This is a genomic window from Xanthomarina sp. GH4-25 (assembly GCF_045363175.1).
Lineage (GTDB): Bacteria > Bacteroidota > Bacteroidia > Flavobacteriales > Flavobacteriaceae > Xanthomarina.
Window position 1 is genome coordinate 198,772 of the sequence record NZ_JBJFLO010000003.1, and the last position, 18,097, is coordinate 216,868.

The 18,097-nt window shown below is 31.5% G+C and carries 18 protein-coding genes; all 18 read right to left on the reverse strand.

Annotated elements, in window-relative coordinates:
* Nucleotides 1–24: 24 nt before the first annotated feature.
* Nucleotides 25–1,323 carry a phenylacetate--CoA ligase family protein gene (locus ACI5KZ_RS05470; protein WP_406847145.1) on the reverse strand — a complete coding sequence of 433 codons (1,299 nt, stop codon included), beginning with the start codon at nucleotides 1,321–1,323 and terminating at the stop codon, nucleotides 25–27.
* Nucleotides 1,320–2,993, reverse strand: a complete 1,674-nt coding sequence (locus ACI5KZ_RS05475; protein WP_406847146.1) for a C45 family autoproteolytic acyltransferase/hydolase — start codon at nucleotides 2,991–2,993, stop codon at nucleotides 1,320–1,322. Before ACI5KZ_RS05475 ends, ACI5KZ_RS05470 begins: the two co-directional genes overlap by 4 nt.
* Nucleotides 2,990–4,534 carry a phytoene desaturase family protein gene (locus tag ACI5KZ_RS05480; protein WP_406847147.1) on the reverse strand — a complete coding sequence of 515 codons (1,545 nt, stop codon included), beginning with the start codon at nucleotides 4,532–4,534 and terminating at the stop codon, nucleotides 2,990–2,992. The genes ACI5KZ_RS05475 and ACI5KZ_RS05480 overlap by 4 nt, the downstream gene beginning before the upstream one ends.
* Entirely contained in the window at nucleotides 4,531–8,223 is a 3,693-nt protein-coding gene (locus ACI5KZ_RS05485; RefSeq protein WP_406847148.1) for an MMPL family transporter, read from the reverse strand. Before ACI5KZ_RS05485 ends, ACI5KZ_RS05480 begins: the two co-directional genes overlap by 4 nt.
* Nucleotides 8,216–9,412 (reverse strand): DUF2062 domain-containing protein, encoded by a 1,197-nt coding sequence (locus ACI5KZ_RS05490; protein WP_109309330.1) that lies wholly within the window; start codon nucleotides 9,410–9,412, stop codon nucleotides 8,216–8,218. Before ACI5KZ_RS05490 ends, ACI5KZ_RS05485 begins: the two co-directional genes overlap by 8 nt.
* Nucleotides 9,413–9,491: 79 nt before the next feature.
* Nucleotides 9,492–10,154 (reverse strand): hypothetical protein, encoded by a 663-nt coding sequence (locus ACI5KZ_RS05495; RefSeq protein WP_406847149.1) that lies wholly within the window; start codon nucleotides 10,152–10,154, stop codon nucleotides 9,492–9,494.
* A gap of 29 nt (nucleotides 10,155–10,183) precedes the next feature.
* A complete protein-coding gene (locus ACI5KZ_RS05500; protein ID WP_109309332.1) occupies nucleotides 10,184–10,681 on the reverse strand; it encodes a hypothetical protein in 498 nt (165 codons plus the stop codon).
* Between the two features lie 10 nt (nucleotides 10,682–10,691).
* Nucleotides 10,692–11,057 (reverse strand): 3-hydroxyacyl-ACP dehydratase, encoded by a 366-nt coding sequence (locus ACI5KZ_RS05505; RefSeq protein ID WP_109309333.1) that lies wholly within the window; start codon nucleotides 11,055–11,057, stop codon nucleotides 10,692–10,694.
* 2 nt (nucleotides 11,058–11,059) lie between these two features.
* A complete protein-coding gene (locus ACI5KZ_RS05510) occupies nucleotides 11,060–11,665 on the reverse strand; it encodes an outer membrane beta-barrel protein (protein WP_109309334.1) in 606 nt (201 codons plus the stop codon).
* 9 nt (nucleotides 11,666–11,674) lie between these two features.
* A complete protein-coding gene (locus tag ACI5KZ_RS05515; protein ID WP_406847150.1) occupies nucleotides 11,675–12,304 on the reverse strand; it encodes a porin family protein in 630 nt (209 codons plus the stop codon).
* Between the two features lie 18 nt (nucleotides 12,305–12,322).
* Nucleotides 12,323–12,943, reverse strand: coding sequence for a porin family protein (locus ACI5KZ_RS05520; RefSeq protein ID WP_406847151.1), 621 nt, complete (start codon nucleotides 12,941–12,943; stop codon nucleotides 12,323–12,325).
* On the reverse strand, nucleotides 12,940–13,551 hold the full coding sequence (locus tag ACI5KZ_RS05525; RefSeq protein WP_109309337.1) for a hypothetical protein: 612 nt from the start codon (nucleotides 13,549–13,551) through the stop codon (nucleotides 12,940–12,942). Before ACI5KZ_RS05525 ends, ACI5KZ_RS05520 begins: the two co-directional genes overlap by 4 nt.
* The gene (locus ACI5KZ_RS05530) at nucleotides 13,532–14,089 is read right to left on the reverse strand and encodes an outer membrane lipoprotein carrier protein LolA (RefSeq protein ID WP_406847152.1); all 558 of its coding nucleotides are present in this window, start codon (nucleotides 14,087–14,089) and stop codon (nucleotides 13,532–13,534) included. The genes ACI5KZ_RS05525 and ACI5KZ_RS05530 overlap by 20 nt, the downstream gene beginning before the upstream one ends.
* 52 nt (nucleotides 14,090–14,141) lie before the next feature.
* Nucleotides 14,142–14,918, reverse strand: a complete 777-nt coding sequence (locus tag ACI5KZ_RS05535) for a polysaccharide deacetylase family protein (protein WP_406847153.1) — start codon at nucleotides 14,916–14,918, stop codon at nucleotides 14,142–14,144.
* Nucleotides 14,912–15,976, reverse strand: a complete 1,065-nt coding sequence (locus tag ACI5KZ_RS05540; RefSeq protein ID WP_406847154.1) for a beta-ketoacyl synthase chain length factor — start codon at nucleotides 15,974–15,976, stop codon at nucleotides 14,912–14,914. The genes ACI5KZ_RS05535 and ACI5KZ_RS05540 overlap by 7 nt, the downstream gene beginning before the upstream one ends.
* An 11-nt stretch (nucleotides 15,977–15,987) precedes the next feature.
* A complete protein-coding gene (locus tag ACI5KZ_RS05545; protein WP_406847155.1) occupies nucleotides 15,988–17,190 on the reverse strand; it encodes a beta-ketoacyl-[acyl-carrier-protein] synthase family protein in 1,203 nt (400 codons plus the stop codon).
* 29 nt (nucleotides 17,191–17,219) lie between these two features.
* Nucleotides 17,220–17,477 carry a phosphopantetheine-binding protein gene (locus ACI5KZ_RS05550; RefSeq protein ID WP_406847156.1) on the reverse strand — a complete coding sequence of 86 codons (258 nt, stop codon included), beginning with the start codon at nucleotides 17,475–17,477 and terminating at the stop codon, nucleotides 17,220–17,222.
* Nucleotide 17,478: 1 nt separating this feature from the next.
* The gene (locus ACI5KZ_RS05555) at nucleotides 17,479–18,096 is read right to left on the reverse strand and encodes a 3-oxoacyl-ACP synthase (RefSeq protein ID WP_406847157.1); all 618 of its coding nucleotides are present in this window, start codon (nucleotides 18,094–18,096) and stop codon (nucleotides 17,479–17,481) included.
* Nucleotide 18,097 lies beyond the last annotated feature (1 nt).

An 18,097-nucleotide genomic window follows, 5' to 3' on the forward strand; every position in this document is an offset into this window, starting at 1 on the left:
ATGAAGTTGAATTTTGAAAGCTAGTTAAGACTCATTTTGTCTTTTATCAATTACCATCACAGGCTTTCTACTCATAATAGGGAATTGTAATTTTTGGATGACTTTTTTATCGTGTATTTCAATGCGAGGAGACACACGAAGTTTGGCTCTAAAATGATCTTTAATTCTAGACAATAAATTATCTGTTGGTGCATTGGTTGCTATTTTAATACAGATTTCGTCTGTTCCAATAGTGTTTCTAGAAATTTCTATAATATAGCTTTCAACCTCGTTAAAATCGTTTAAAATATTATCCATTGCTGGAGGGTATAAGGTTGTGCCTTTATATTTAATCATCTGCTTTTTTCTGCCTACAACAGGCCCTAAACGCATCGTGTTTCTACCACAACTACAAGCTTCAGTATGTGCTTGAACCATATCTCCCGTTTTAAAGCGAAGCAAAGGCATGCCTTCAATTCCTAAAGTGGTAATGGTCAATTCGCCAACATCATTTGCTAAAACCGGTTGATCGTTTTCATCTAAAATTTCAACAATAATTAATTCTGGATGATGGTGTCCACCTTGTTGTTTTTCACATTCATTAAAAGCTGTATTCATTTCGGTTGAAGCATAGGTAGAATACAATTCAATTTGCCATTGAGAGGTAATTTTATCTGCTAAGGTATTCAACGAAAAATCTTGATTTCGTAAAGGTTCCCCAATACAAATAGCTCCTTTTACTCCAGAAGATTTTAAATCGATATCATGTTGCTTGGCATACTCAATTAATTTCAATAAAAAAGAAGGAACTGCAATAAGGTAGGTAGGTTTAAATTTTAAAATAGAATCCCATTGTAATTCTGGAATGCCTGCTCCAACACGAATAATGCCAGCACCAAGTTTTCTAGCTCCAAGAAAATAAGCCAAACCAGCCATAAAACGTCTGTCTATGGTGGTCATGAGTTGCAAAACATCGTTTTCTGTAACGCCAGAACAAGCAAAAGACAAGGCTTCGTTATAGGCTAAACGGTTTAAATCGTTGTCTGTTAAAGCAAAAGTTACCGGATCTCCCATAGTACCTGAAGTGGTGACATAATCGATAATTTTGCTTTTAGGCACACATAAAAAATCGTTATTATATTGTTGTAATTGATCTTTAGTTGTGGTTGGAATCATGGTCAAGTCTTCCAAAGCATGTATAGAACGAATATCTATATTTTGCTCTTTAAACATCCGATTGTAATAAGGTGAATGAGTGTTTAAATATTGTAATAATTCTTTCAATTTGTATTCTTGAAAGGTTTTTATGTCTTGGGTTGATGCTTTTTCTATTTCGGGAATCATTCTTCGTTTAATTTCCTTTTAATCTTTTTAATATACAAATCTATCTGTTCTTTGTCAGGAACTGTTGTAATTTCTTTAGTTTTTGCTTCTTCAAAAGCATTTAATGCAGCTCTGTAATGCTTTTTTTCATAATGATATTTTCCTACTAAATAATACCCTTTCCAATAATCTGGATTTGCATCCTGTAATTCTGTTAGCATGATTGGAACAATATGGTCATCATGACTTATAGATTTTTCAACTTGCCTGCTTAAAACACGATAGGTTTCATAATCTAAATAGGCTTGTGTGTATTGAAATGGGTCTTCCTCAATTGTCAGCGACTTGTTATTTAATGGTTCTGCTTGATTGTTATTTGGTGCTTCATTAAAAACGGTGTTCAAGTTAAAAGCTACAAATTCTCCTAATTGATACGGATTTGACGATACCCAAACCAAGCGATCTTCGGGTTTAAAAACAATTCCATGATGTGCTAAAAGCTGATTCAAGGCTTTTTCGTTTCCATAACCAATGGTTTTATCATGCAAACCTTCTTTGTTTCTTAAAATATCGACAGCTATTTGTGGTGTTAGTTTTGGAGTGTCATTTAAAAGCTCTTCCATGCGTTCGTAACGATATAGTGAATGACTCTCAAGTTTGTGTTTTGTGTTTTTTTCGTCGTTAGCATAAGCCTCACTTTGAAAGTGATTGGAGCAAATTAATTGATTGGAATTTTCAACGTCATACACACCAAAATTCTTTGGAGACACTTCAATAGTAATGGCTCGATTGTCTTTAGCACTTCCAATAAAAATGGATTCGGATACAAAAACTTGACGTTTTTTTGCAATTTCAATAGCTTCATCAATATTAGAAGCATATTGTAAAATCTCTCTAGTTAAAATGGAAATAGGTGTTTTTGCTACCCATGGAATATCAGATTTTCCTGCATTTATAGTAACTGTTAACCCTTGATCGTTCATACCAGAAACCACTCCCAACATACCTGCCCATGTAACGGACATAAAACTATAACCGTTTGTGGGTTTTATAAAAGCAATTATTTTGTCTTTTGAAAAATCGTCTCCTGCATAAAAATCGAAATTTCTTCCAACGATTAAGTCGCCATCTTCTGTTTTATTTCCCCAAGCAGCAAAAGACGAGCAACCTACTAACATGAGGTCTTGTAACGCATGACCAATATCGTGAGCACTATGGAAATAAAGAATTCGCAAATAATTGTCTGCAACATAATCGTAAGTGTCTCCTGCATATTTCGAAACACCCAAAATTTCAGATTTATATTCTTCAGGAATATGTAAGTACATTTTACGATTGTACCAAGCCAACATTTTTCTTAACAGATATTGTTTGAATTTTGAAGGTACTAATTCGTCCACTTTTCCTAAAAAAGCGTGTTCTTGTTTTTCAAAAAGCTCCTGAGTTAAACTTCCGGTATTTAAGCCAATTTGATAAGGGTCTCCAGTAACATATAATTCCCATTGGCCAAATTTATTTTTTGTGAGATACCCATTTTTAGTTGTAAAAGAAGTGTCTGATATGGTTTGACGTTCTGGAATGGTTGGATTGTAACTGCTAACATCTGGAATATCATGTAAGGAATTAGAAACACCACAAGAAGCTAAACTTAACAGAATATACAGAGATAATATGTAGGTTTTTAATGTCATGCTTGTTCTGGTTTTGAAGGCTTATTGGCCTCCACAATTTTATTTAATAAATACTCTTGCCCTAAAATTTCAGAGCAGGTAACAACGCCTCCAATGGTAACACCTAAGATGCCATGCATGTTTAAACATTGTCCTGTAAATAACAAGTTTTCTATTTTTGTTTTAGGGGAAATAAAAGACTGCATGGATTTATTGACATCTTTTGCATAACCATACATAGAACCACGATTGGTAGCAATATAATCTCTGTAAGATAAAGGCGAGGAGGTGTACGTTTCCTGAATACAGTCTCTAATATTTGGAAATTTTTTCTCAAGTTCTACGATGATTTTTTCTGCTTTTTCACTTTTAAATTCTTCGTAAGTCTGTCCCCTGTCATTTTTATTTGCTGTGGTATTAAACGTGTTTTCCCAAGCTTTAACTTCTTCATAACGCATGTAAGTCATTATGGTTATGTTGTCTCCATATGCATCGTTATTTTTTTTAATTCCCATGGATAACATGTAGTTTTCTGGCCAACTTTCTTGGGTGTAATGTTGTGCATTCCAAACAGCATCAAGGGATTTAAAATGGTAATAATTCTTGTTTAAATATTTAAAACAACCTGGTTTTAACACAATATATAAACTAAAAGCTGCAATAGTACTTTCTATATTTTCAATTCTATTAGTGTAAGATTTTCGCAGTTTCCCATCTCCAACAAGTTTTAGTGTTTGTTTAGGTTCTATGTTAGAAATGAACATGTCGCCTTGAATCTTATTGCCATTTTCGCAGATTACAGAACTTATTTTGTTGTCTTCAAACTCAAATTTTACAGCTTCATGATATTTGTAAACTTCACCACCAGCTTCTAAGAGTCTTCTAATTAATAATTTGGTTATCTGACTGCCTCCATTTAAACAACGATACGAACTTTGTATGTATGAGTTTACAGATAAAGAATGCACATAAAAAGGGGTTTTATAACCATCGCCTGCATATAGAAAATTGGTTCCAGCTAAAACAGCCTGAAGCCTTTTGTTATCGGTAATAGACTCTAAAAACTTTCTTATTTGTAACTTAAAAACACCATCGGCATAAGGTCTTCCAAGTTTTAAACGGTACAGAGGAAACTTATCGCAAGTTTCTTTAATTTTGTTGCAATATGCTTGTATGGCTTCAGCTTCATTTGGGAAATCTTTGATTAAGCTTTTAGTGAATTCTTCATAGCCTTGTGCATACTTATATTCTTTTTCATCGTCGTCGAAGGTGATGGCATCAAAACCATCTTCATCCATTTTTTTAAGAGCAAGTTCGTCCATAATACCTAAATAATTAAAGTATTGATGCAGGTTTTGTCCTTTGTCTAAACTACCTATATAATGAACACCTGTATCGAAAATAGATTTATCTCTTACAAAGGTTTGAAGATTGCCACCATATTGCTGATTTTTTTCCAAAACGCAAACGCTGTAGCCTTCTTTAGCAAGAATAACTGCTGAAACAAGGCCTCCTAAACCACTACCAACTATAACAACATCATATTTAGATTTTGGTTTCAAAGGAATTCTGTTTTTGTTAATATGGTTATTTTTTCAGCTTGATGGTTCACTTTAAAACTCTGATATTCAATTATTTTAGGAGATAGATTTATGCTAGATTGCAGTAAAACAATTTTACAAACGCCATTTTGAATAGCTGTCTCCAACTGATTACTGGTTAATTGAATATCGTCTATAATAATTACATTCGCTTGATAGTTTAAAACCTCATCACGTGTATTTAAAACCGAAATACGATAGTGATTATTGCTTAAATAACTGTTTCTGATAATCTCTCTGATGGTTTGATCTTCAAAATAAGTATTTATTTTTCTATCAGGTCTATCTAATGCTAATAAGAAATCTAATTGCCCACAAGTTTTTGAAAAGTGAAGAATATTGTCTTTTTCTCCAATGGAATCTATAATGGTTTTGTAAACTATTGCATTGGTCTTTAAATCTAATTTCACTTGTTTGTATAAGGTATCACCTTTATATCTAAATTCTTCTAAAACCACCTTATGAAAATAGGTTGCATCTTCTTTTATTTTTCTAAATGCATTAAATTCATTTTTAAAATGGCGACTTATTTTTTTGGTTAGTTCTCTATTTCCCTCAGAAAGGGACCCATCCTTAAAAGGAATTCTATCTAATATTTTTACTGAAATAATCCCTTTCTTAATAACGAAATTTCCTTTTGGAAGTACTTCGGAATTTCCATGAATTAATACAGGCACAATATCTAATTGAAACTTTTCAGCTAAAAAGAAAGCCCCTTTATGAAAGCGTTTCATTTTGTTTGTATAAGAACGCGTACCTTCTGGGAAGGCCATTAAACTATAACCTTGTTTCACTTTTTCCTGAAGATGGTCTACGCCTTTTTCAATGCCACTAGATACCGGATAAAAACCGGCAAGTTTCACTGCTTTACCAAAAAAAGGCGAATTGTAAACCCAGTCGTTTACCAAGAAAATAATTTTTGGATGGAGCATGCCAATAGCAAGAATATCTAGAAAAGATGTGTGATTGGCTATAACCATGGCTTGTTTTTCAAAGGTTTCTTTAGATTCATTAATCACTTTCGTTTTAAAGAATGGATATGAATCTAAAACAGATTTCATAAACTTAGACATGACTCTATGGAACCAATTCATTTTAATTTTCATGCTTATAGGTACTACTTTCATAACGGCAATTCCTATTAAAGACAATAATAAACCACCCAAGCCATAATATGTAAAAGATATGGATGAATGAATAAACATGTGTACTGGTGAAGGTCTACTATGTTTGCTTCCAATAAAAAACATAAACAAAAGTGGCTGAATAGCAAACGAAATTAACATGGCAGAAAGAATACCAATTAAAGACACCAAAGAAATGCTATGTAAAGCTGGGTGCTTCGCGAAAATTAAAACTCCTACTCCTAAAATTGTGGTAATTACAGAAAGTAAAATAGAGGTTTTATGAGTAGGTAAAGAGCTTTCGCCTGTTCTTAATTCATGGAGTAAACCATTTGTTATAAAAATGCTATAATCGATGCCTAAACCAAAAATAAATGTCGTAATAATAATATTGAAAATATTAAATTGAATATCCAACAAGCCCATAATTCCAAGGGTTAAAAACCAGGTTAAAGCTATTGGAAGAAGTGTAACAAGTGTTAATGAAAAGCTTCTGTAAAAGAGTAGTAATAGTAATAAAACGACAACAAATGAATAGCCTACTAAACTATTAAAATCGGTTTTAAGGCTTCCCAAAAAGGTTTCATTCATTTGTTTTCTGTCAATAACCATGGTTTGTGAGCTGTTTTCAAATTTATTAAATAAGTTTTCGGCTTGCTCATCCTTTAGTTTAACTAAAGTCGTTATGGTTGTAAAATCATCTTTGGTAGCTATATAATCGTCAACCGAAATGGTTTCAAAGTCGTTAAAAGCTTCAGGGTTTAGGGGTTTGAAATCCTTATTTAATTGTGTGTAAAACTCCTGAAAACTAGTTGGCTTAAACCCTAATTTCGAGCCACTTTCGATGAGGTTTTTTTGGATGTTTTGTTTAGTGTCTTCTGTCCAGAAATTATTCCAAAATGCAAGTTGCTTTTCTTGGATTTTATCTGATTTTATTAAGGCACTAATGGAACTAAAACCAATAAGACTATCTTTTTTTCTAAGGGTTTTTAAGGCTGAAAAAACGCTGTCGTTTGTAGATAAAACGCTTTGTTCATTTGTTCCGTAAGCAGCTATATAAACAGATTTTGAATTGATATTGGTTAATGCATCTAATCTGTTTTGGGCTTCACGAAGTTCGGTTGGTTCAAAATTTAAATTGGCTAAATCGTTGTTGAAAGTTACTTTGTTATAGGTAAAGTAGCTCATGATAAACAACATGACTAAACCAATTAAAATCCATTTGTTTTTATGTAATGGATAACTTGCAATCTTGTCTAAAATTGTTGTTTTTTTGGCTGTTTCACTTTTGTTTTTATAAACTAAAGGAATAAAAATCAAGGCAAAAAATGATGATCCAAGCACACTAATAGCAGCGAAAAGTCCTAAATCTTGAAGGGCTTGAGAATCTAAAAACAACAAACATAAAAATGCTAAAGCTGTTGTTAAACTGCTCATTAAAATAGGTTTGGTAATTTCTTGATATAAAGCTTTAACGTTGTTATTACTTCGAATATGCGTTAATATATGCAAGGCATAATCTAAGGTAATCCCTAGTAAAACGGAACCAATTCCTAAAGAAATTGCAGAAATTTTAGTGCGTATTAAAAAGAGTAACGCTACAGCCAGCAAGGCGCCAAAAGCTGTTGGTGTAAATAGAATTAGAGGAACGCTTAGCTTTCTATAAAAAAGAATTAAGATTAAAAGTAAAACCGAAATAGCAATACCAACCGTTAATTGAATGTCTTTTTTTATTTGTTTGGCATTAGCTACAGCAACTAAAGCGCCTCCAAAATATTCGCTACTTACCTTGCCTTTAAAGACATGATTTAAATTTGTATTTAATTGATAAAGTTGCTCAGCAAAAAGGGCGTTTTTTGATGTTTCACTAGATGCATGCGTTGGAGAAATAAAAAGCAGCACGTGTTTTTTGTCTTTGCTTAATAAAAAGCCATTTTGCATGGTAAACTCATTACCAAAACTTAAGAGTTGTAATTTTTTTAAAGCTAAAAAAGATAAACCCAAAGGGTCTCTCAAAATGGTTTCTTTAGCAACCATTCCAGAGGGCGAAATCAAAGTTTTATAATTGGCTTTGGTAATAGCTTCTATACTATCTTTTTGTAGTTTATTTTGGATGGTTTTATAGTCAGATTCTTCAAGAAAATGTGGTAAGTTGTTATAAACAAAATCTAAAGTATTGAGAATATCTTCATCTTCAACTTTTCCTTGAATTTTTGTGAAATATTCACTAGAACTGTTGTTAATACTATCAATAAACTGCGAAGCGTATTGTGTTAAGTCGTTGATAGAACCGGCAGATTCTCTCTTAATATTTACAATAATCTTATCGGCAAAATTGACTGATTTTAAAACTTTTTGAGCATCAGAGTTTTCTTCGTTTATTGGAATAAGCTTTGTAATATCTTCTTCAAATTCAATTTTAGATGCTAGAAACCCTAAGCTTAAAACCAGTAGGACTAAAGCAAAAAAGCCTACAATTTTTCTTGAGGCTAAATACGTATGTATGTTGTAAAAAAAGTTAGTCATTTTTTAATGCCATTTTCTTCTTATTAAAAAAACTGAAGAAAATATATCCTATAAATCCAAAAACAATAGCTCCAATAATTGCTAAGGCAAAACTTCCAACAAGATACGTTTTTAGATGTTTAAAAGCTTCAAAATTAGCCATCATTTCTTCAATAGAGTAAGAGATTTTTTCACCTAAAACCCACTGTCCTAATTCTAAACTAGCAAATATAATAAAGGGAATAAAAGGAGGTAAGCTGACGTTTGAGAAAGCAAAAGCTATGGTTTTGTTTAATTTTAAAAACACAGCAAGGGTTAAAACTAAAATGGTATGAAATCCCCAAAGTGGCGAAAAACCTATAAAAGTACCTAAAGCAATAGAAAGGGCTTTCTTTTTAGGAGAATCGTTACTGCCTAAAAGGTCTTCTACAAAAAAACGCTTAAGACCTTTTTTTTTAATATTTCTAAAAATGCGTCTTGGTAAATAATAGATGAGGGTTAAAAAAACCAGCCATGTATTTAAGATACTTATTCTGGTAAAATCTTTAAAAGGTCTAAAATGTGAGACGCGTTCAGATTCATCGTAAAGAACTTGAATTGGCATGTTTTTAACTTCAATATCTTTCCATGCCGTTTTTACAATCACTTCAATTTCAAATTCGAATTTGGTGGTGTAGAATTTTAGGTTTTTAATAACGTCTAAAGGATACAATCTAAACCCCGACTGCGTGTCTTTTAGTTTGATACCAGTTTCTGCCCAAAACCAAAAGTTTGAAAATTTATTTCCAAAACTACTTTTACCAGGAACACCTTCTTGCTCCATGTTTCTAGAACCTATAATTAAGATGTTTTTATCTTCATTTTGTTCTAACTCATTGATGAAATTTGGAATATCATTTGGAAAATGTTGCCCATCAGAATCAATAGTAATAGCAAATTGATACCCTAAAGAAATTGCGTGTTTAAATCCTTCTCTTAAAGCAACACCTTTGCCTTTATTTTCAGAAAAATGAATCTGTTCTAGTTGCTGGTAATCTTTAAGAATGGTTGAGGTTGTGTCTGTAGAACCATCATTTACAATAAGGATGTTATTGGTAAGTTCTAGAACCCCTTCAACAACTCGTTTTAGGGTGTGCTGGTTGTTGTATGTTGGAATAATAACACATACGTTTAAATCGGTAATTTTTTGTTTAATAAGCTCGTTAGTCACTTCAAGGAAGCTTTTTTGTTACTGTTCCCAAATTACTGATTTTTACTCTTAATTTAAGCGATAGTTTAAATAATTAGGACTAAAATTTCTGATCCGGTTTTTTGCTTTTATTTTTAAGTAGGTAATTGTAATGTTTCAAAGCGTTTACAATAGATTGGGCAGTATCATGACCTTCAACACTCATTACTAATTTGCGTTTATCCCACTTGTCTTTCTTTTCGTTAAATAAGAATGGCACATGAAAATTGATATAAGCTAGCTCGTTAGCTCTTCTATCAGGCCTTCTAAAAGAATACACGTTTTTAAAATTGTATAAATAGTTGCTTAATTCCTTGGTTTGATTTTTATTCATGACAATTAATCTTAAATAATCACCTTCAAAGATTGCTTTATATCTATTTATTAAATAGCCATTATCATCATAGCAATAGGTTTCAATATATTCTTTTAAAAATGCTTCTGTTTCTTCTAATGTGGCACTTTTTTCTTCAGATGTTGTATTATTTGAATCAGATTCAAAGGTATCAACATCTCCATTTTCAAAAATAATTTTTGTTACATCTGTTTTTTCTATATGATAGGTAGGTCCAGATAAGTTATTAAATTTTTTATAAGAAATTGTTTCAATATGAATCTCTTCAACTTTAGCAGAGATTTCTTCATTGGTTGATGTTATAATAAGATCTTGTGCTGAGATAGAAAGTGAAAAAACAAAAAAGACTAATAGGGTAATTTTCTTCATAATATATTTAGGGATAAAAATAATGATGCTTATTGGTTATTTATGGTTTGTTTTTCTTCATCTGTAAAGACAGTAGATTGTAAAATATAGTCTTTTACATGCATTTTTAAATTTGCTGAAGAAATATTTTGATATTGTTTAAGCAAAAACAATTTGTCCTCGTCTATATTACTTTTATACTTTAAAATTTTTGGCGAATTCTCTTGTATGCCAATTCTAACAAATCGAGGTTCCACTGCATTTGGTTCTTTCTCGATTGCAAATTCTATATAGGACACGCCTTCAATAAACCCTTCTTTTTTGGCTTTAATAGTTTTGGCATATTTGGCTTTTAAAGCAATGGAAGCGCCTTTATAAGCGACTAAAGCAACATTATCTTTTTTTGTTACTTCTTGAAGCATCTGACTAAAGTCTTCTACTTTAGATTTATCGTGAGCAGCTTCCTTATAAGCCACACGAACTTTGCTTAAGTCTAGATCTAGACCTAATAAGCTGCATGAGAATATAAGCGCAATAAAAAATTTCACAATATTGGATTTATTTTATAATGTAATTAGTAGTCAATTTTAATGCCACAGTGTCACCAAATGTGGTATTGTTTTTTACTTTGTAGCCAGAATCTGTTTTAGTAATATCTAATTCCAACGTTAAATCTGGTGTCTTATCTGGATTAATAATTGCCATAAACTTGACATTGCTTGCCGATTCCATAAAAAGTTTTTTATCGACAATTTGCTCTGTAAGCTCTTTAATTATCTGCATCATACAAACACCAGGAGTAACAGGATTTCCAGGAAAATGCCCTTTAAAAACCTCATGGTCTTTGTTGATGGTAATTTTAGCTATTGCCAAATTTTCTGTTACAGTAAGACTATTTAATTTGTAAAAACCTTTTAAAAGCATGATTATTCTTTTTTTGTTAAGCTGAATGTATAAGCTAAACCAATTTGGAAAACAGAATTAAATTGGGTTTCGTTTTCAAATAATTCAGATTCAAAATTATGAAATGAACCTGAATAAACATCAATTAAACCTTGTTTATATCGTGCTTCTATAGCTAAGCCGTTTTTAAATTCGATTCCTAAACCAAAAGAAAGTGTAAAATCTATAAAGGTAGCATTATTTCCACTTCCTTCCCCTCTGTTAATAAGGCCAATTAGTGTGTCGTCTAAATCAAAATCAAAACCAGGAGTGACTAACATATATAAGCCTGCTTTTGGAGATAAAAACAATTTATTGGTAATACCTAAAGTAAGATATTCCACATATATATTAGCATCCGTAGTTTTGCCTCCTTGATTGGAATAACCTATTTCAGGTTGTAAGGCATATAAGTCTGACAATCTTACCTGATAAAATATACCAAAATAGCCATTGGTTTTATAGTCTAAGTTTGCATTGGTAAGTTTAGAGAAATTTAAGCCACCTCGAAACCCTAATCCTTTTTCGTTTTGTGAAAAAGACATGTTTATAAAAGATATAAAACATAATGAGAGTAGTAAGTTTTTCATGATAAAAAGTTACATTCCGAATTTATAATACACATTAAATTGAAATACAGAGTTTAATTTATTTTTTCCGTTATAGTATTCGTCGTCGTAGTTATAATCGTCGTAATAAATATCATAATAACCATCTCTAACATCAACAATTCCTTGCTTGTATCTAGCTTCAATACCGAGACCCATTGGAAATTCGTAACCAATACCACCAAACAGAGATAAATCGACAGGTGTAATGTCATAATACGAATTATCTGAAATATTAAACTCCAAACTTGGACCAACAATAAAATGCAAGCCTAAATTAGGGACTACATAAAATTTATTTGCAATACCAAGACCTAGATAATGGGTATTTACATCGCTATCACTAGAAGTAATTAAAGGGTCAAAAGAACCTACATATCTATGTTGTACTCCATTAAAACCTTGATTAGAGTAAGTTAATTCTGGTTGTAGTTCGTAAAAATTTGCAAGATGAATGTTTACAAACACAGCACCATTTAACCCAAAAACTCTTTCAGAATTATAATGGTTTGTAATATTAGAAGCGTTCAATCCTAAGCGCAATCCTGGACGTACTTTTACTTGAGAAAATGTAGGTAAGCTAATGGCAACACATGCGATAGCAAGAATTAGGTTTTTCATTTTTTTAGGGTGTATTTATTAAAAATCGAATTTATAAGATACATTTAATTGAAACACAGAATTTAGTTTGTTGTTGTAGTTATAGAGTTCATTGTCATCATGATAGTTAGGATCGTCATAATAATCTTTTCTAACATCTATGAGTCCTTGTTTGAATCTAGCTTCAATACCAAGTCCCATTGGAAATTCGTATCCAACTCCGCCAAATAATGAAAAGTCAATTGGGGTTATATCATCATATTGAGAATCGTCTGAAACGTTCATTTCAATACTTGGGCCTACAATAAAATGCAAACCAGTATTTGGAACAACAAAAAATTTGTTTGCAACTGAAAGACCTATATAATTAATGTTAAAGCCACCTCCAATTTCATTTGTTCCATTTCCAGTATAATATATAATATTTCGTCTCTTAAAACCTTGGTTAGAATATGTTAACTCTGGCTGTAATTCATAAAAACTGGTAAAATGAATATTCGCAAATATGGCGCCATCAAATCCAATCTTTCTTTCAGAGTCTTCATGATTGGTAATAGTAGCTGCATTAAGCCCCAATCGTAATCCTGGTCTAACTTTTACTTGCGAGAATGTTGGTATGCTAATGGCAATAATAGCGATAGCTAAAAGTAGGTTTTTCATTGGGTAATAGATTTTAGGGTAATTTGTAATTTAATATTGTTGTGTTTTATTGAAATTTGATTGGCAAAATTAGTGCTTATTTCTGTGAATAAAAACTGAACATTTTCTTTTCCGTTTTTTGTTCGAATAACATGGGAAAGTTGATTCTCATTAAAATAATAATAATGTTTTTTATTATAAATAATTGTTTCAAAAATATGATTATCAGCTTCTGAGAATCTGTTCGTTACGTTAATTTTTTCTGTAATTAAGACTTTGAAATCTTTCTTTAAAATATTGATAAGTATTTTTTTATTAAGCTCATCGAGAATAAAATTGACTTTAAAGTCGTCTTCAAAAAAGGAGAAATCGAAAAGTTTGTTTCCCATTTCGGTTGTAAAAACAACTCGATGTTCCTGCTCATTTATTTTTTTGATAATTAAAAGGCCACCAAAATGCTTGTCGTACACATCAATGGATGCTTTGTAAATATAATCTTTTGTTTCATCTGAAAAATAGGGGTTTTCGATACTTTTTGAAACCGAATTATCTAATTGAAAGTGTTGTTTTTTGGGATAACTGGCACAAGATACAAGCAACAAACAAATACTAATGAGTAAAAATCGCATCAGCAAGTGGTTTGTTTAAGACTTTGTTATTGAAGACGATTTTAGTAAAATCTCCTGAAGGTTCTATCATTTTCACTTCAATAACATCGCCTTTTGTATTAAAAGTTATGTGAAATGCAGAAATGTATTTTGAGGATTTTTTGTCTTTAGGAATAAAATGTACCAGACTGTTATTGTCTATTTTGAAGAATTCAATTTTAAAGGTTTCATCATCGAACATATCACCTTTTATGCTATTAATAATTAAACTGTTTAATTGTTTAAACAATTTATTAGAACCCATATTTACCTGGTTTTTTTTACCTTCATCATTAATATAAAGGGTTTCATTTTTAAAAAGCACTGTATATTTATATGGGTCTGTATATTCCCACTTTACTAAATCTGGTGTTTTAAATGCTAAAGTACCTTTAGTGATAATATCGTTTGATAGAAAATCTAAATGTTTGTATTGTATAAAATTGCTAGAAATAGTTTTAGTCGTTAAAGCCTGACTTTTTACTAGGGTTTTTAATGTTTCTGCTTCAGATATAGACATTTTTGTTTGCGCTTGAACTGCAACACACATAAAAAATAAAAGAAAAACAATACTACGCATAAGGTTCTATATTAAATAAGCTATCAACAGTTACAGCTTGTAAATTTTGCTTTTGTAAAATTAACAATAACTGTTCCAAAACCCATAAGGTTTTTTCACTTGCATCATGAAGTAGAATGACATCTCCTTTTTTTAGGTTTTTAGACGCACGATTTAAAATGGTTTCTTTACTTAAATTTGTGGTGTCTAAAGAGCGTTTGTTCCATCCAATAGCTTGAAGTTGCGTTGCTTTTAATGCTTTTTTAATTCTAGGGTTTGTTACTCCAAAAGCAGGCCTGTATAAGTTTAATTTTAAACTTGATTGTTCGAACACTATTTTATTGGTTTGCTTTAATTCTGAAATGATTTTTTCAGTGCTAAAAAACCCGAAAAGATGATCATGAGAATAAGTATGATTTCCAACAGTATGCCCTTCGTTAATGATGTTTTTGAATACATCTGGATAAGCTTCAATTTGTTTCCCAATACAGAAAAAGCTAGCTTTTGCTTGATGTTTTTTTAAAAGCTCTAGAACTTTAGGCGTGAATTCTGGGTTTGGGCCATCGTCGAAAGTGATAGCTACTTGATTTTTTACAATTGAAGGATTACTATTAAGAGCTACTAAATGATAATTCCAGCCAATTAAACCAGAGCCTAAAGCAGTTAATATGAACCAAAAAAAACCTAATAAAAGAAACCACCAAAAAGAAATGCCAATTAAAAAGTAAGCGACTATTAAACTTATTAAAACAATAAGTGTTAAGCTGTTTACTGTTTTAAAGTTTAGCATGTTTTAAGCAAGGTGAAACTATGATTTTCTCCACGATACTGATTATAAAGTAAGATGTTTTTAAAGGAACCTGTTTCTTTATCGTTCAATTTTAAGATATCAGGTAAGCTTTGTGTTTTCAATATCTTTGAAGCAATCCAAATACCAAAAGGAGATGCTGTATTGAATTCGCCACAAAGATGTTTGTAACAAACTTGTTGGGTATTGTTAAAAACAGTAGAAGTCAATTGGTTGTAATACCCATCAAAATCTACATCGCCATTGTTGCCTAAAACAACAACATCAATATCTTCTATAGTTAGATTATTCTCTTCTAAAAAGGTAGTAGCTAGTAGAGAAATCTCATTGAGAGACAAAGTATTATACATCTTTACAGAAACAACTTCTGCATAAGTTGATGCTTGTTTTTTATTTGATAACACAAAAAAGTTAGCTCCTTCGCCAAACATGGAACCTTTAGTTTTTGAACTTAAAAGCGTGTTTGATGTTATTTCTTCTTTTTTAATATGATGAATTAATTCATGTAATTTTGTGGTATGATCTCCTAATTCATCTACACCACCAATTAAAATGTTTTGTGCTTCATTCAATTCTAATTGAAGTTTAGCATCCAATAAAGCCGATTCAAAGGAATTGCTTCCATGAACATAAGTAAAATTATAGCCTTTACATTGTAGCTCTAAAGCAATTTGTCCACCAACTGTATTATGAGTAGATTGAATAAAAGACGTTGGAGTTAAAAACTGTTCGTTATTATTAATAATACCACTTAAAAATTTTTCAGAATCGCGTAAACAACCCATTCCTGTACCAGTTATAATGGCATCTACATGTTCTAATTTGGCTTCGTGTAAAGCTATTTTAGAAGCTACAACTCCCATTTTAATCCCTTTTGCCATACGTCTTGCAGCAGCAGGAGGAATGTAATCTTTATAAACAGGTTCTATAGCATAAACAACTTGATTTTCATGATTAATAACCTCATTTAAAAACTCCGAATTATCGAATGTTTTTTGAGGTGAAATACTTGCGATGCTATTGATGTAGACTTTTTTCATAGTTAAACCCATTATTGTTCTTTCGAAAAAATAACCGTGGAACAATTCCCCCCAAATCCAAAAGAATTAGACATCACTGTTTGCAATGTTTTTTCTTTAAGTTTCAATTGAGGAGTGATACTGAACTCTTTCATTTGAGTTTTAAAATTCAGATTAGGATAAATCACATTGTTTTGTAACGCTAAAATTGAATATACAGCTTCAATGGCTCCAGCAGCAGCTAAGGTGTGACCTGTATATGCTTTGGTGGAACTGAATTCTGGCGTATTTTCTCCAAAAACTCGAATAATAGCTCGTCCTTCAGACAAATCGTTATTTCCTGTGGCTGTGCCATGGGCATTAATATAATCGATGTCATTTGCAGAATAACCAGCAACTTGTAATGCTTTTTCCATGGCTAAAGTCGCCCCATCTCCATGATCTGAAGAAGCTGTTTGATGGAAGGCATCATTGGCATTTCCATACCCTTTTACATATCCTAGAACGGTTTTGTTTTCAGCTTTTACTACAGCATCAGATTCCAAAACTAAGAAAGCAGCAGCTTCTCCAAGATTCAACCCTTTTCTATTTTCGTCAAAGGGTGTGTTGTAAGTATCTGAAAGAATCATTAAGGTTTTAAATCCATTGATAGTGAATTTAGACATACAGTCTGATCCACCAACAATCACACGATCTAATTGTCCAGATTTTATAAGTCTCGCTCCAAGCATTATAGCATTTGCAGCCGATGAACAAGCGGTGCTAATGGTGGTTACTAAACTTTTGTCTATGCCTAATTGTTCAGCAATTTTTTGAGTAGAATCTCCTGCATGATGACCTTCAATATATTTTAAGTTTGTTTTGCTTTCTAGATATTCATAATAAAAACGTTCTGTCATATCCATACCACCAACACTTGTGGCAGATATTAAACCAGTTTTATATTTATTAATATCATTAATTCCGGCATGCGCAACAGCCTCCTTAGCAGCTACAGTTCCAAGTAACCCTGTTCTTGAAAAATTATTATCTGGAGATAAACCTAAAAGTTGCTCTAACTGACTATTAGTATAGTCAATTTCACCAACCATAATGTCGTCTTTATGAATGGTTTCTATTTTAGAAATTCTTGAAATTCCTTTTTTAGCTTCAATAAGCGACTGAAAATTTTCTGCAACATTGTTTCCAATAGCAGATATAATTCCCATTCCAGTTATAGCAATTCCTTTACTCATGTATGTTTCCTGATTTTAGCAGGAATTTATTATTTAGATCTGTGCTCAGTAATGTAAGCAGCCATCGTATTGATAGATTCAAAAATGGCACGACCTTCTTTTGGGTCTGTTAATTTAATACCATAGTTTTTATCTAGCATAACAATAAGTTCTAAAGCATCAATTGAATCTAATGCTAAACCATCACCAAAAAGCATCTCATCATCTGCAATATCAGTAACCGTCATGTCTTCAAGATTTAATTGCTCGATAATGTTTTCTTTTAATTCTTGTTTTAAAGCTTCCATATTATGTATTATATAATGTTATTATGTTCTGTTTATTGTGTTCTATATTGCCTTCATTTGAAACCAAATATAAAAAGGCTTCATAATGATCTCCTTCAAATTCAACCCAACCACAAAGCACTGATTCTGCTTTGTTTGTATCTAACAAACTGTTTGTATATGTCAACAAATGCTTGGCATTAAAGTGGTCAAAGATAAAAAAACTATTCTCAGTATATAGCTTATATTTAATACTTATCTCGCCAAGGCAAATATTTGGTAATGTGTATACAAAAACAGCAGGGCTAGGAAAATAATTGTCTTTATGTTGAATGGCTTTTTGGTGTGACCTATCTGTGTCTAAACTCGATGCTTTGTTAGAAAACACTAAAGCAATATTATTGGTTTCTTCTAAATTTAAGTTTTCATTTTTAAGTAAAATATCTGCTGCCAAAATGGCGAGTTTACTTAGATTATCCATTTTAAAAAACTTAGGATATTTTGTGTCTTGAGATTTATATGCTGCTTTTATAAATTCAGGAAAATCTAGTAATTGCTCACTAAAAATAACAGAACCATTTAAAGAAACTTTAGAATTCTTTATATGGCAATAGGATGTTATTTTATAATTAGTGTTCATT

Bases quoted from the DNA above. Each gene is read 5' to 3' on its own strand.
- ACI5KZ_RS05470 (WP_406847145.1), bottom strand. From the start codon at position 1,323: ATGATTCCCGAAATAGAAAAAGCATCAACCCAAGACATAAAAACCTTT.
- ACI5KZ_RS05475 (WP_406847146.1), bottom strand. From the start codon at position 2,993: ATGACATTAAAAACCTACATATTATCTCTGTATATTCTGTTAAGTTTA.
- ACI5KZ_RS05485 (WP_406847148.1), bottom strand. From the start codon at position 8,223: ATGACTAACTTTTTTTACAACATACATACGTATTTAGCCTCAAGAAAA.
- ACI5KZ_RS05495 (WP_406847149.1), bottom strand. From the start codon at position 10,154: ATGAAGAAAATTACCCTATTAGTCTTTTTTGTTTTTTCACTTTCTATC.
- ACI5KZ_RS05505 (WP_109309333.1), bottom strand. From the start codon at position 11,057: ATGCTTTTAAAAGGTTTTTACAAATTAAATAGTCTTACTGTAACAGAA.
- ACI5KZ_RS05510 (WP_109309334.1), bottom strand. From the start codon at position 11,665: ATGAAAAACTTACTACTCTCATTATGTTTTATATCTTTTATAAACATG.
- ACI5KZ_RS05515 (WP_406847150.1), bottom strand. From the start codon at position 12,304: ATGAAAAACCTAATTCTTGCTATCGCATGTGTTGCCATTAGCTTACCT.
- ACI5KZ_RS05520 (WP_406847151.1), bottom strand. From the start codon at position 12,943: ATGAAAAACCTACTTTTAGCTATCGCTATTATTGCCATTAGCATACCA.
- ACI5KZ_RS05525 (WP_109309337.1), bottom strand. From the start codon at position 13,551: ATGCGATTTTTACTCATTAGTATTTGTTTGTTGCTTGTATCTTGTGCC.
- ACI5KZ_RS05530 (WP_406847152.1), bottom strand. From the start codon at position 14,089: ATGTCTATATCTGAAGCAGAAACATTAAAAACCCTAGTAAAAAGTCAG.
- ACI5KZ_RS05535 (WP_406847153.1), bottom strand. From the start codon at position 14,918: ATGCTAAACTTTAAAACAGTAAACAGCTTAACACTTATTGTTTTAATA.
- ACI5KZ_RS05540 (WP_406847154.1), bottom strand. From the start codon at position 15,976: ATGAAAAAAGTCTACATCAATAGCATCGCAAGTATTTCACCTCAAAAA.
- ACI5KZ_RS05545 (WP_406847155.1), bottom strand. From the start codon at position 17,190: ATGAGTAAAGGAATTGCTATAACTGGAATGGGAATTATATCTGCTATT.
- ACI5KZ_RS05550 (WP_406847156.1), bottom strand. From the start codon at position 17,477: ATGGAAGCTTTAAAACAAGAATTAAAAGAAAACATTATCGAGCAATTA.
- ACI5KZ_RS05555 (WP_406847157.1), bottom strand. From the start codon at position 18,096: ATGAACACTAATTATAAAATAACATCCTATTGCCATATAAAGAATTCT.